This window comes from Rhodococcus sp. 21391, assembly GCF_016772255.1.
Taxonomy (GTDB): Bacteria; Actinomycetota; Actinomycetes; order Mycobacteriales; family Mycobacteriaceae; genus Rhodococcus_F; species Rhodococcus_F opacus.
Genome location: NZ_CP063781.1, coordinates 200,035 through 212,971 on the forward strand (window position 1 = coordinate 200,035; position 12,937 = coordinate 212,971).

The window sequence follows — 12,937 nt, forward strand, 5'->3', positions numbered from 1 at the left end:
TCGAACTCAGATCGTGGGGGTGAGTTCGCGACGCTGCCCGACGTCCGCCCGGCTCTGCCGGGTGACCCGGGCGACGACCAGTCCGGCGACGAAGAACAGAGCGATCACAGCCAGCAGGATGTCCGCGAGCAGTTCCGACCCGCCGATCAGCGTGGTGAAGTTGTCGAGCACCAACCCGGTGACGGCCACCAGACCCACGCATCCGAGCACCGGAGCGATACGCGTGTGCCAGAGTCGGGTATCCAGCCGGGTGCGGGCGAAGAACGCGATGATCGCGACGCTGGTGAGCACCATCAGCACCAGGATGCTCACGGTGGCCAGACCTGCCATCCAGGTGAACAGTTCCAGCACCGGGTCCGCGCCGACGAGCGCGAACACCCCCACGACCACCGTCGCGGAGATCGTCTGGGCGACCGAGCCGATATGCGGGGATCCGTGCTTGGTGTGGGTGCGGGACAGTGCGCGCGGAGCCGCGCCCTTGCGGGCCAGGGCGAACACGTACCGGGAGATGGCGTTGTGGAAGGCCAGGAGTGCGGCGAACAAGCTGGTGACCAGCATGATCGCCATGACATCGGCCGCGGGTCCGCCCAGGAAGTGCGCGGCGGCGGCGAACGTCAGCCCGGCAGGGTCGGCGGCGGCCGCCGCGGAGACGTCGTCGCTGCCGAACGCGAGCACCACCGCCCAGCTCGCCAGCGCATACACCAGTCCGATGACGATCACGGCGGCGTACGTCGCGATCGGAATCGTGCGCCGGGGGTTGCGGGCCTCCTCGCCGTAGATCGCGGTCGCCTCGAAACCGATGAACGACGCGATCGCGAACATCAATGCGACACCGGGGGATCCGCTGAAGAACGACGTCGGGGTAAACGACGCGAAGTCGATACCCGCGGCCCCGCCCCGCACCAGCACGCCGAACGACAGCGCCAGGATGATGCCGATCTCGAGCACGAGGAGCACCCCGAGGACCTTGGCGCCGAGGTCGATGCTGCGGTATCCGAGCACGGCCACGAGTGCGATGAGTACCAGCGCCCACATCCACCACGGCAGGTCGGGTCCGTCGTACTGGACCACGAGGCCCCGAATCGTCGCGGCGGCCAGGCCGTACACGGCGGCCTGAATGGCGGTGTAGGTCAGCAGAGCGAGGCCGGCCGCGCCGAGCCCGCAGGACTCGCCCAGCCCCTTGGCGACGTAGGCGTAGAAGGCGCCGGTGTCGACCATGTGGCTGCTCATGGCCGCGTATCCGACGCTGAAGACGAGCAGGACCAGTGCGGCGATGAGATAGGCGGTCGGGGCGCCCGCGCCGTTGCCGATCGCGATCATGACGGGCAGAGCGCCGCCGATCGCGGTCAGCGGTGCGGCCGCGGCGATGACGAGGAAGACGATCCCGACGACGCCGATGGATCCGCGTAACGTGCCAGCTCCCGAACCCGTGGTGGTGTCAGACATCTGTTCCCCCGTCCGCGTGGCAGCTGCCGCCTCCGGTCGCGCAGTGCTTCGACGTCGTGCGGGGAACGTCGAGAGCGGGGTTGCGGTCGAAGAAGCCGTTGGGCTTCAACGTGAATCCGGTGTAGTCGACGGGCATGATCGGCCAGTCCTCCGGTCGCGGGAAGTGCGTGAGGCCGAACGTGTGCCAGACGACGACGTCTTCGTTCTCCAGATCCCGATCGCCGGCCACGAAGCTGGGCAGTCCGGCGCCACCCGCGTGCTGGTTCACGAAATCCCCTGCCGCGTAACGCTCCTTCTCGTCGAACTGGGTGACCCACAGGTGCTTGGTGGCGAACGTCGCCCGCGCCGCGATCGAGGAGTCGTCGTCGGCCAGCAGGATCGGCTGACCCTCCGGGTGGAGTGCGTACGCCACCGGCTTGCCCAGACGATTCAGCTTGTTCGGGTTGCTGATGTGCCACACGCGTCCGACGCTGTTGTCCGCGAGGCGCTGCGCCTCGGATTCCTTCGTCAGCGGCGTGCGCTCGAGGGTGAACGCGTTTCCGTGCAGGTTTCCGGGGCCCATCTTCACCCGCTTGGTCTGCACCTCCTCGACGGAGTTGCGGTCGCCGTCGATCATCATGTCGAGGCGGGCGCTGAACAAGTGCTGGTGGTACGGGGCGCCGAGGCCGGGGGCGATCTCCGAGGCATACGGGTAGTCACCGCCCGGGTGACCCGACGTGAAGACGATGCCGGTGGCCTTGACCTCGAATTCGATGGTGCCGTCGAGGTACAGGTACCAGAAGAAGCCGTAGTCGTAATTGCCGATGGTGGTGAAGAAGGAGATGACGAGACGGCGCTGGCGGCGGGTCTCGGCGGAGCCGGCCCACAGATCGGTGTGCTTCCACAGCACGCCGAAGTCCTCCTCGTGCATGCACACGGCGTTCTTCAGCGTCTTGGGGGTGCCGAACTCGTCGGCGATGACGGCGTCGAAGTAGGTGATGTCGCCGACGCAGTCGCAGCCGAGTTCGAGGGCGTTCGCGTAGCGGCCCACCATGTACTCGCCGGTGTCGAAGTAGTTCTGCCACGACCGGACCGGCGAGGGATCGCCGTAGGGCACCACCATCTCGGCGATGGACGCGCGGTGGATGATCGGGCGGACCCGGTCACCGTCGGCGAATCCGAGCTGATGGAGGACGAGACCCTCGCGGGCGTCGAAACCGACGCGGAACGACCACTTCTCCCAGTCGACGCGGTTGCCGTCGACGACGAAGCTGGGGCCCTCGGGCTGGGTGATCTCGATGGGCTTCTGGGTGGTGCGCAGGGGGCCGGTGACGGCGAGGTCGTCGAAGTTGCCCGATTCCTCGGGGACCGGGACGGCGCCGAGGTCGAGAACATCGGTGACGGTCCGGTTCATGACGTCGACGAATCCGACGAGCCCGTCGATCGGGTGGGCCCAGGCATGGTCCTTCGGGTGGTCCTGGCGGAACGCGAGCCCCCGGAGGATCCGTGTGCCCGTCTCGCCGGGGTAGTCGAAGACACCCGCGGAGAGGGGAGCGACCCGGACGTCGGCGACGTCGAGTCCGCGGGCGGCGAGCGCGGCGAGCCAGCGTTCGTCGGCGGCCAGTACCTGCTCGACGAGTTCGAACTCCTCGTCCAGGACGGGCATCTGACCGTCGCGGGCGGCGTCGAGGGTCACCGAGCTGATCACCGACCGCTGGGTCACGGACACCACGACGTCCACCGCATTCGGCGACGAGATGTCGTGCAGCAGAACGCGGAATCGGCGATCGGTCTCCGGGGCCTCCGCCGTGTACAGCGTCGACTTGTCCGGTTCCTCGAGGCCGACGTAGACGAATCTCGTCTGCTCGGTCAGCGCGTCGGCGGCCTCGAGGATCTCGCGGAGGGAGGCGATTTCTTCGACGGTCGGCAGCGACAGCGGGTGGTCGATACGCGCAGGGGAAAGGGTGGGCATGTCGCGATCCTTTGGTTCTACGGGCGTTGAATAAAAAGCTTAGTGACGTACGTTACAGCCGAGGTGCCCTCGTGTAAACAGTGAGTTTCGCGCCCGAACATACTGACCGTTCGGTCAATAATGCCGAGCTAACAGATTCCGGGGCAACGTTTTTGGTCGAGCCGCGGCCGGCTCAGAGCGCGGCGACGAACTGCTCGAGCATCTCCAGCTGACGTGCCGCCGACGTTTCGCCCGGCGTGAGGACACCCAGAATCTGCATGCCCATCATCATGTTGAGTAGTTGCTCGACCACGATGCTGACGTCGATGTCGCCGACGGAGCCCTCCTCGCGCGCCTGCTCCAAGAAGACGGCCATCTGCTCGCGCCAATTGTCCATCGTCCGGCGGTTGGTCGCGGCCATCTGCTCGTCGTACATGGCCCGGGGCCACAGCGAGGCGGCGATCCGCGCCTCGAGGAGTTGCTCCTCGTTGATCGGCATCACTTCGCGGCACAGGATGCGCAGCGCGTCGAGCCCGGTCGCGTCGCCGAGCGCCTCCGCGATCCGGCGGTCGGTGGCCTCGGAGATGTGCTCGTACGACGTCCGGAGGATCTCGTCCTTGCCGGCGAAGTAGTGACTCAGGGCGCCGTTGGTGTAGCCGGCCTCGGTGGCGATGTCGCGCATGTTGGCGGCGTCGATACCGCGGGTGGCGATCAGCCGCCAGGCGGCGGCGGTGATGCTGCGCCGACGCTCGTCGTGATCCACGAGCTTAGGCACGACGCGTACCTACCCCACCAGCGATCATGCGACCACGGTATCAATGAGCTCCGCCGAGATTGAGAACGACCACTCCCGAGACGACGAGACCCAGGCCGAATACCTTGGTCGCGGTCAGCGGCTCGCCGAGGAACGCCGCGCCGATCGCGACGATCGCCGCGGTCCCGAGCCCCGACCACATGGCGTAGGCGATGCCGACCGGCACCGTCTTGACCGCCTGCGACAGGAACACGAACGCCAGAATGTAGCCGGCGAGGCACCCCACCGACGGCCAGAGCTTGGTGAAGCCCTCGGTGGACTTCAGTAAGCTTCCAACTGTTGCCGATATATCTAACACTATTGATAGGTTCTGACATCGTCTGCCGGTATGAATTGATGAGGCCGCGGAATGCTGGGGATGTCGGTGGTTGGGCTGTGCACGGCGGCATGGGAGGGCCGGTGGCCTTCTCGGCGCACCGGTTCGGTTCACCGACTCGTTGACCGCGCGGACCTCGACTCCTATCTGGGCAGGCCCGGATGGGAGTGTGCGGGAGCGACGCCGGAGAGGTGGAGGCAGTGTATTGCCGGGTGGGGGCTCGACATAACAAAGGAGCGTTGACGGCCAATCGGGAAAAGATGTTGCGGGAGAGCGCTACTGGTGAGGTGCATTCGGGTATGCATGGATCGCGGTTCGAGTCCGCGGGGGCAGCGGGCGGGGTTGGGCCGGATGCTCGACGGCGCGACTGAGGGCCGGTTCACGGTGGTGTGGCGCGGGATCGCTTGGCACGCCTGCGGACTCCCTCCGAGGCTAAATGTCGGGGGTCGGCGTTACAGTCGAGACCGTATGAGGCCGGGGGTGCCACATGTGCTGGTGGGAGGGTTGATGGATGACGTCACGGCGGTGCCGGCATCGTTGTTCGGCCCGTTCTCTGGGCGCTGTGGTCGAAACAGAATCAACGACGGGGTCTCCACGACGCCGCGGCAGTTCGCGTTTACCACCCGCGCCCATGTGGCGATCGACGACGCAACCGGCGAGCCGATCGGACTCGACGACGTCGACACCCGGGTGGGATGGCTGCTCGACCTGATCGCCGCGGCCGGCGCCGAGTTGATGTCGCGGCTGTGGCATCCGGCGACCTTCGATGTCCTCGCCGCCGGCCGTGACCGCCACGACCGCAGACTGCCCACACAAGGTCACGTCGCCGCGGCCCGCCTCGGCTGGAACCCGCGATACCCGGACGGGGCTTATGTGCCGTCGCGGGTGAGCCGGGTGGTGACCGCTCAGGTGATGGCGACCCTGCGGACCCTGGCCTACCGTGACGCCGCGATCGCGGCGCTGTCGACCCGATTCGATCCGGACACCGGGGTTGTGGCGCCGCCGATCGGGTCGGGCGATCACGTGTCTGCGGGTTTCGCTCGGGGCGTGCAACGTCAGCTCGCCGCCCGCGCCCGCTCCAGTGGCGGGGAACCGGCCGGCCGGGTGCGGATCACCGACCTGCAGGAACCACCGCGAATGGCGGCCATGGCCCGACTGTCGGCCGCCGATCGACAGCTCGCACAGATCACCGTGGCAGACCACGAGCTGGTGTTGACGGTGAAGCTGCCAACCAGCCCCGCACCGGCCGGGCGGGCGCAGTGGCGCGGGGTCCGGCTGACCGCCGCCATCCCCGCGCACCTACACCGCCGGGCGATCACCGACTGGCATCTGCCGACCCTGATCCTCGACCGCCGGGGCCTGCTCTGGCAGTGCGCCGCGACCGAACTCGTCCCGGCAGACGACCCGGAATCGGCCGCGGTCGCGGTCGGGGTCGACTGGTCCCCGTCCACACTCGGCGCCGCCGCCATCACCACCGACAGCCCGGAGGGGCTGGTGTCGGATTACCGGGGCTGGACCTACGACGACCGCGGCCTCGGGATCAAACTGGCGCGCCTGCAGGCCGAAGGCCAGATGCTGCACCGCAAGGCCGCCCGGCTGACGCGGCTGACCGCCACCGCCCCACCGGAGGTCCGCGCCCAGCTGGAGGAGAAGATCGCCGTCCTCAGCGAGCATCGGACCGCGGTGGGCGTCAAACGGGGCAAGATCAACCGGGAACTGGCGTTCCACTTCGCCCGCCAAACCATCGACTACGCCGCCACCGCGGGCGCACACGTGATCGCGGTCGAGGACCTCACCACCCTCGAGACCCGCGGCCACGGACACGTCAACAACAATCGGGCCGCGCAGTCCGCCCGCCGCCAAGCCGTCGCCGCTCTCACCCACACCGCCGCCGGTGTCGGTGTGACGGTGGTCTCGGTGCCGGCCCGCGGATCCTCCGCGTTGTGTCCGGGCTGCGACGAACCCCTTTCGCGCCCCGGCGGATACCACACTGCGTGGTGCCCGGGTTGCCGGGTCGGCGGCAACCGGGACCACGTCGCCGGGGTGAACCTGGCCAAACGCGCCCTGCTCGGTAGAACCAAGGTCACCCGGCGGCGTGGGCAGATGCCTGCCGTCCGGGTCGCCGAGCACGCATCGGTGCGCCGGTGCCGCGACAAGAACGGTCCCACCCCGCGTCGGCCGCGGCACCGCCGGGTCCGCCGCAGCCTGCCCACCGTCACACGGCGGTTGGGGGTGACTCCGAAACAGCATGTTCCTGCACCACAAGCGTCGGTGTGGGACACGGTCAAACCCGCACCGCCGCACGGGGGCGCGGGTAGCCGTGACACACGTCTATCTCAGGCGCCCGCCACGCCAGCGGCAGACATTATGAGATCTACGTAGACGCTGCCGTCCCGGACGTGTTCGTCCGAGTGGCACATCCCCGACGCCGCCAGCTGCAGAAGCACTTCACCGTGCTTCGGCGGGTCGAGTTCCAGTTCTTCGATCTGCCACGGCTGACCGGGCTCCCACAACACTGCGGCCTGGGTTTTCATAAGTCCTGCTCCTGTCCGACGACGTCGATGCTGGGGGCGATCAGAGGATGATCGTGACGACCTTCTCCTCGGTGTTGGCTTCGATTCCGGCCCAGCCGAGTTCGCGGCCGGTGCCGCTGGTCTTCATGCCGCCCCAGGGCAGTGCGGGGTCGATGGGTGCCCAGCCGTTGACCGCGACCGCTCCGGCGCGGACCTTGCCGGCGAGGGTGTGGGCGTGGGACACGTCGCGCGTCCAGATGGAGGCGGCGAGCCCGTAATCGGTGGCGTTGGCGATCGCGATCGCCTCGTCGGTGGTGTCGAACGCGATGACGGTGCCGACGGGGCCGAAGATCTCCTCGCGCGCGATCTTCATGTCGTTGTTCGCGTCCGCGAAGATGGTCGGCTGGACGAAGAACCCGTCCCCGTCCGGACGGCCACCGCCGGCGGCGACCCGTGCGCCTTCGCTGCGTCCGGCCTCTATGTAGCCGAGGACGGTGTCACGCTGCTTCGCGTTCACCAGGGCGCCCATCGTGGTGGCCGGATCGAACGGGTCGCCAAGGACCTGCGCGGCAGCGGCGGCGGCGAGACCGTCGACCACCTGCGAGTACAGCGAGCGGTGCACCAGGATGCGGGTGCCCGCGGCGCAGACCTCGCCCTGGTTGAAGAACAGTCCCATCGCGGTGCCGTTGATGGCGGCCTCGAGGTCGGCGTCGGGGAGGATGATCTGCGGGGACTTGCCGCCGAGTTCGAGGGTGGTGCGCTTGAACGTGTCGGCGGCGCGCTTGGCGATGATCCGGCCGACGCGGGGGCTGCCGGTGAAGCTGATCTTGTCGACGCCGGGGTGGCCGGCGAGTGCGTCGCCCGCGACCTCGCCGAGCCCGGGCACGATGTTTACGGTGCCTGCGGGCAGTCCGGCCTCTTCCAGCAGCGTCGCGAGGTGCAGGATCGACAGCGGTGCGTCCTCCGGTGGCTTGACCACCAGGGTGTTCCCGGCAGCGAGCGCGGGGGCGATCTTCCATGCCGAGATCATCAGCGGGGTGTTCCACGGGACGATCGCGCCGATCACGCCGACTGGTTCGCGGACGGTGTACGAGTGGGTGGGCTGGCCGAAGTAGCCGGCGGTCGGGATGGATTGGCCGGTGATCTTGTCGGCCCAGCCGGCGAAGTGCCGGAACGTGCCCGCGGCCATCGGGATGTCGAGCATGGTGGGCTGGCCGACGGGCTTGCCGACGTCGAGGGCCTCGAGCCGGGCCAGGATCTCGCCGTCGCGTTCGATGAGATCGGCGACCTTGTTCAGGATCCGTCCGCGGGCGGCGCCGGGCAGTGACCCCCATTCACCGTTCAGTTGGGTGCGGGCGGCCCGGACCGCGTCGTCGATGTCCTGGGCGGTGCCGGACGCGATCTGGGCGAGGGGGCGACCGGTGGCCGGGTTCAGATCCGTGAACGTCCCGCCGTCCGACGCCGCGCGCCACTGCCCGCCGATGAACAACTCGGTCGCGGTTCCATCAGGAAGTCCTGTGGCACTGACGTTCTCGTGTACTGCGGTCATAGCGTCAACTCTCCCGGTGGTGTTGTGATGGCTGTCACAAGCATGCGGGCGCGGGCGCGGCGTCGTCTTGCACGCATGCGCATGGTTGTTGCTCGTATGCGCACCGATTCACCGTCCGGCGTAGTGAGTCGCGGTTTCCTGACAGTAAACGGCGCTGCTACGATGCGGACGTGACCACTCGACCCGAGACCGAGGTCCACCGCGACACGGGAGACCCAGCGCCCGTCGAGCGTGAGGTGCCGTCCGATACGCCGACCGGGCCCGATCTCGAGAAGGTGATCGCCAGGCAGGTGCGGTCGCTTCGTAAAGCCAGTGGACTCTCCGTGGGGGACATGGCGGCCAAAGTCGGAATCTCGAAGGCCATGCTGTCGAAGATCGAGAACTCGCAGACCTCCTGCAGTCTGTCGACGCTGGCGCGTCTGGCGGCCGGACTCGACGTGCCCGTCACCTCTCTGTTCCGGGGCGCCGACACCGCCCGCGATGCCGTGTACGTCGAGGCGGGCCACGGTGCGGTCATCGTCGGGCGAGGCACCCGGGTGGGCCACCACTACGAACTGCTCGGCGCACTGCGTGGGCAGCACAAACGACTCGAGCCGGTGCTGGTCACGCTCACCGACTCCAGCGAGACGTTTCCGCTGTTCCAGCATGCCGGCACTGAACTGCTCTACATGCTCGAAGGCGTCATGGTCTACGGGCACGGCGAGGCCGAGTACACGCTGCGGCCGGGGGATTCGCTGCTGCTCGACGGTGAAGGTCTGCACGGTCCCAACGATCTCGTGCGGTTGCCGATTCGCTTTCTCGCCGTCACCGCATACCCCGACCACCACGAGGACTGACGGCGGTCATCGAGATTTCGACCTTCCTCCGCCTCCGCGCCGGGCGTAGAGTGGCGGTTGGTTCGAAAGGTCGTGGTTACCGTGATAGCGACAGTTCAGATAGCGTCCGACGACAAGACCGCGCTGCCCTTCGACCGCCTCGAGCCGGTTCACGTGGCCACGGCCGGCACAATCGGTGTCTACTATTTCGACTACGGCACCGATGCGCGGATGAATCCGAATGATCTCGGCGACTTCTACGTCGTTCAGATCCCGCTGTCGGGTACGGCTCGAATTACCTCTGGCGCAGAGGAATTCGATTCGACCATGTCGATCGCGTCGATTCTGCAGCCTGGACGCCCCGCAACCATGCAGTGGCACGAAGGGCAATCTCAGCTGATCATCCGACTGGCGCGCCGAAGTCTCGACGAGCACTTGCAGGAAATTCTCGGCAGCCCACTCGTCGAACCCCTGCGATTCGAGCCGCAGATGGAACTCGGAAGACCCGCGATCCGTGGGTGGCGTGAGGCGGTCGAACTACTCGAGCACGAAGTGACGAATCATGCCTCGATTACTTCCGATTCGGCCGCCATGCAGGAATTCGACCTGATCGTGCTGAGTCAGTTCCTTTCGGCCCAGCCGAACAACTACAGCACGAGGCTTCGGGGTCTGGCTCAGAGCCTGACCTAGCTGGGACACAGGCAGTGGCCCTGCCCCCGCAGCATTCCGCGGGGCTGGGCCACTGCCTGTGTCGGACGCTGGATCAGGCCTTCGCGGGGTCCGCCGCCCTGGTCGTGATCGCTTCTGCACCGAGCACCGCGTCGGTGCTGTGCTTCGAGGCGCCGGTCAGGCCGACGGCATCGAGCACGTAGGCCGTCTCGCCGTGGACGGAGACGTCGAGACCGTCGTATTCGCTTTCCTGGTCGGCGCGGATGCCCATGAATTTCTTCAGTGCGAGGACGATCACCAGCGTGACCGCGAAGGAGTACGCGAGAACGGCTGCCACGGCGACACATTGGCGCCACAGCACGTCGACGCCACCACCGTAGAAGAGTCCCGTCGCACCGCTGGGAGCGGCCGGATCCGCGAGGAAACCGATCAGAACGGTACCGAGGATGCCGCCGACCAGGTGCACGCCGACGACGTCGAGTGCGTCGTCGTAGCCGAGCCGGTACTTCCAGGAGACCGCGAAGCAGCAGACCGCGCCGGCCGCGCCTCCCACGACCAGCGCGCCGAGGGGTGAGACGGCGCCACAGGCCGGCGTGATGGCGACCAGCGCCGCGATCAGACCCGACGCGGCGCCCAGCGACGTGGCGTGGCCTTCGCGCAGTTTCTCGACGACCAGCCAGGCGCAGATGCCGGCGCACGACGCGGCGACCGTGTTGAGGATGACGACGGACGCACTGTTTCCGGCGGAGAGAGCCGAGCCACCGTTGAACCCGAACCAACCGAAGAACAGGATTCCTGCGCCGAGCATGGTCAGGGGAAGGCTGTGCGGGCGCGGCGAGACGGGGAACGTCTTGCGGGCCCCGAGGACCAGGACGACCGCGAGAGCGGCAACGCCGGCATTGATGTGCACGGCCGTGCCGCCGGCGAAGTCGACGGCGCCGAGGGTGTTTGCGATCCATCCACCGATCACCGATCCGTCCTCGGAGTCGAACGCGAAGACCCAGTGTGCGATCGGGAAGTAGACGAACGTGGCCCACAGTCCGGCGAACACCATCCAGGCACCGAACTTCATCCGGTCGGCCAGCGCTCCGGAGATGAGCGCGACGGTGATGCCGGCGAACAACAGCTGGAATCCGGAGACCAGGGCGGGCGGCAGTCCGGGTTCGGCGGGGGCCTCCAGTAATGAACTGGAGCCGAAGTACTTGAGGGGGTCGCCCAGGAGGCCGAGACCGCCGAGGGAGTTACCCAGCACGGCGGAGTAGCCGAACACGATCCACAGCACGCCGACGACGGCGAACGCGCCGAACGTCATCATGGCCATGTTGAGGGTGTTGCGCACGCTGACCATTCCGCCGTAGAACATTGCCAGGCCCGGCACCATGAGGCTCACTGCCGTGAAGGCCGCAAGAATCCAGGCGGTGTCGGCCGCAGCGACTGCTTCGTTCATAGTCGTCCACCTTGATCGAGGATGGCGTGACACTTGTCGTGTCCGCCTTTGGGAATCAATGTCTAGTGTCAGTGAACCAAAGCGGAGATTGCGGAAATGGTTCGCCGCGTGACAACTGCGTAACGGACTCCGGCGTGCGCCTGCGTGCTGGTGTGCGAAACAAAGTATCTTGACAGTGGAATTTCTAGGTTAGGAGAAAGCGTGACCACAGTTCGCGAGGCCCGCATCGTCCGTCACGCGGATCGCCGGATCACCCCGTGGGCCAACGGCGCGGGCACCACAGCGGAGATCGCCGCCGGTGTCGCGTCCCGGTGGCGATTCAGCGTCGCGACGCTCGAGGCGGGTTCGACTTTCTTCTCGCCGTTTCCCGGGGTGGATCGGATACTCACGGTGATCGGCGACCATCCCGTGTCACTCGACTTCGGCGGCGGCCCCACCCTGATTCCGCGCCTGAGTCCGACGGCCTTCGCCGGTGAGCGCGGCCCCGACTGCGTGGCGGAAGGGCCGACCGAGGCGTTCAACGTCATGGTCCACAGGACCACCACCGCGGCCTCCGTGATTATGTGGACAACATCTCGCAGTCAAGACACCGCCACCGGTTGTTGACCTCGCTCGTCTGAGAAGTATCGATAGGTGCCCGATTTGGGTGCTTGGGGTCCGGCTCACCGGTGGGGGTACTTAGGTTCGTCCGGGCGATGTGGTCGAGTAGGACGGACAAACTCGAGACGGCGCTGGTGTCCCCTTCGTCGAGTGGCTGCACGCACTTGCCTGCGAGGGCGTCGGCGAGGCTCCTCCGGTCGAGTGAATCTACGTGTTCCCTCCGAGCACGCGCATCAGGAATAAGTCCGGCCAGGACAATGGCAGAAGAACCCCCGGATCCGGACGCGTGCCGGTCTCGATTACGTGCGCCCAGGGCTGTCGTCTCAGTGACGCTGGTAGGTCAGGGACCAGGGTTGCTGTCCGCGGCCGATCTGCTGCCAACCGTCGTTCTCGATGGCGCGCCGAAGCTCGGCCAGGGACGCCGTCATCCCCGGCGCCCACGCTTCCTGTGGCGGAACGGTGCCCCACATGCGGGGGACCGGGAAGGTGGAACTGAGATACCGAGGCCGGCCGTTGACGACACCGACGAACCGCATGTACGTGTTCCCCGATTGGGAGGCCAGGGTCGCCAATAACGAAGCCCACCAGTGCCGCGCCCCAACCTCTTCCAGCTCGACCCGCAACGTCTTCGGCTCTGCCGACATGCTGCCCATTGTGGCTTCCTCACTCATGTACGCACAGGACGATGTCAGATCGGGATCGAGGCAAGGGCGACCACGAGGAAGACGAGGAGTTCGGCGGCCCCGGTGATGAGCGCGGAGCCGCTGATCATTGCGGCGGTCACGGTCGCCGCCGCCGTGGCACCGATCGCGAGTCGCGGTGCTGTGTAACCCGGCAC

The 12,937-nt window shown here is 67.2% G+C and carries 12 protein-coding genes and 1 pseudogene; 4 read left to right on the top strand and 9 right to left on the bottom strand.

Translation table 11 applies throughout. The features are described 5' to 3' along the window. Positions 1-6: 6 nt before the first annotated feature. From GO592_RS00940 to GO592_RS00955, 4 genes are all read right to left on the bottom strand, one after another. Entirely contained in the window at positions 7-1,446 is a 1,440-nt protein-coding gene (locus GO592_RS00940) for an APC family permease (RefSeq protein ID WP_007301644.1), read from the bottom strand. After that, positions 1,439-3,397 (bottom strand): primary-amine oxidase, encoded by a 1,959-nt coding sequence (locus tag GO592_RS00945; protein WP_007301643.1) that lies wholly within the window; start codon positions 3,395-3,397, stop codon positions 1,439-1,441. The genes GO592_RS00940 and GO592_RS00945 overlap by 8 nt, the downstream gene beginning before the upstream one ends. Before the next feature lie 172 nt (positions 3,398-3,569). Then, complete coding sequence (locus GO592_RS00950; RefSeq protein WP_007301642.1) at positions 3,570-4,139, bottom strand: TetR/AcrR family transcriptional regulator; 570 nt, start codon at positions 4,137-4,139, stop codon at positions 3,570-3,572. Between the two features lie 52 nt (positions 4,140-4,191). Beyond that, entirely contained in the window at positions 4,192-4,491 is a 300-nt protein-coding gene (locus GO592_RS00955) for a DMT family transporter (protein ID WP_039953156.1), read from the bottom strand. A gap of 522 nt (positions 4,492-5,013) precedes the next feature. On the opposite strand from GO592_RS00955, the gene GO592_RS00960 reads away from it, so the two are divergent. Then, positions 5,014-6,888 (top strand): zinc ribbon domain-containing protein, encoded by a 1,875-nt coding sequence (locus GO592_RS00960; protein WP_007301640.1) that lies wholly within the window; start codon positions 5,014-5,016, stop codon positions 6,886-6,888. On the opposite strand, the pseudogene GO592_RS00965 reads toward GO592_RS00960, so the two are convergent. Both GO592_RS00965 and styD read right to left on the bottom strand, forming a co-directional pair. After that, positions 6,846-7,040 (bottom strand): annotated as a pseudogene (locus GO592_RS00965) (alcohol dehydrogenase); the annotation flags it as partial. The gene GO592_RS00960 and the pseudogene GO592_RS00965 sit on opposite strands and share 43 nt — an antisense overlap. Positions 7,041-7,080: 40 nt before the next feature. Next, on the bottom strand, positions 7,081-8,568 hold the full coding sequence (gene styD, locus GO592_RS00970) for a phenylacetaldehyde dehydrogenase StyD (protein ID WP_005255982.1): 1,488 nt from the start codon (positions 8,566-8,568) through the stop codon (positions 7,081-7,083). A 170-nt stretch (positions 8,569-8,738) separates the two neighbouring features. Between styD and GO592_RS00975 the strand changes: the two genes are divergently transcribed. Further along, positions 8,739-9,404, top strand: a complete 666-nt coding sequence (locus GO592_RS00975; RefSeq protein WP_005255983.1) for a helix-turn-helix domain-containing protein — start codon at positions 8,739-8,741, stop codon at positions 9,402-9,404. A gap of 72 nt (positions 9,405-9,476) precedes the next feature. Further along, entirely contained in the window at positions 9,477-10,073 is a 597-nt protein-coding gene (locus GO592_RS00980) for a cupin domain-containing protein (protein WP_039953122.1), read from the top strand. A 73-nt stretch (positions 10,074-10,146) separates the two neighbouring features. Here GO592_RS00980 and GO592_RS00985 read toward each other — a convergent pair whose 3' ends face one another. Next, complete coding sequence (locus tag GO592_RS00985) at positions 10,147-11,499, bottom strand: ammonium transporter (protein ID WP_007301638.1); 1,353 nt, start codon at positions 11,497-11,499, stop codon at positions 10,147-10,149. Between the two features lie 201 nt (positions 11,500-11,700). On the opposite strand from GO592_RS00985, the gene GO592_RS00990 reads away from it, so the two are divergent. Then, the gene (locus tag GO592_RS00990; RefSeq protein WP_007301637.1) at positions 11,701-12,105 is read left to right on the top strand and encodes a HutD/Ves family protein; all 405 of its coding nucleotides are present in this window, start codon (positions 11,701-11,703) and stop codon (positions 12,103-12,105) included. Positions 12,106-12,422: 317 nt separating this feature from the next. On the opposite strand, the gene GO592_RS00995 is transcribed toward GO592_RS00990, so the two are convergent. Both GO592_RS00995 and GO592_RS01000 read right to left on the bottom strand, forming a co-directional pair. Then, the gene (locus GO592_RS00995; RefSeq protein ID WP_237720670.1) at positions 12,423-12,743 is read right to left on the bottom strand and encodes a hypothetical protein; all 321 of its coding nucleotides are present in this window, start codon (positions 12,741-12,743) and stop codon (positions 12,423-12,425) included. A 44-nt stretch (positions 12,744-12,787) separates the two neighbouring features. Beyond that, the gene (locus GO592_RS01000; protein WP_157234356.1) at positions 12,788-12,937 is read right to left on the bottom strand and encodes a hypothetical protein; all 150 of its coding nucleotides are present in this window, start codon (positions 12,935-12,937) and stop codon (positions 12,788-12,790) included.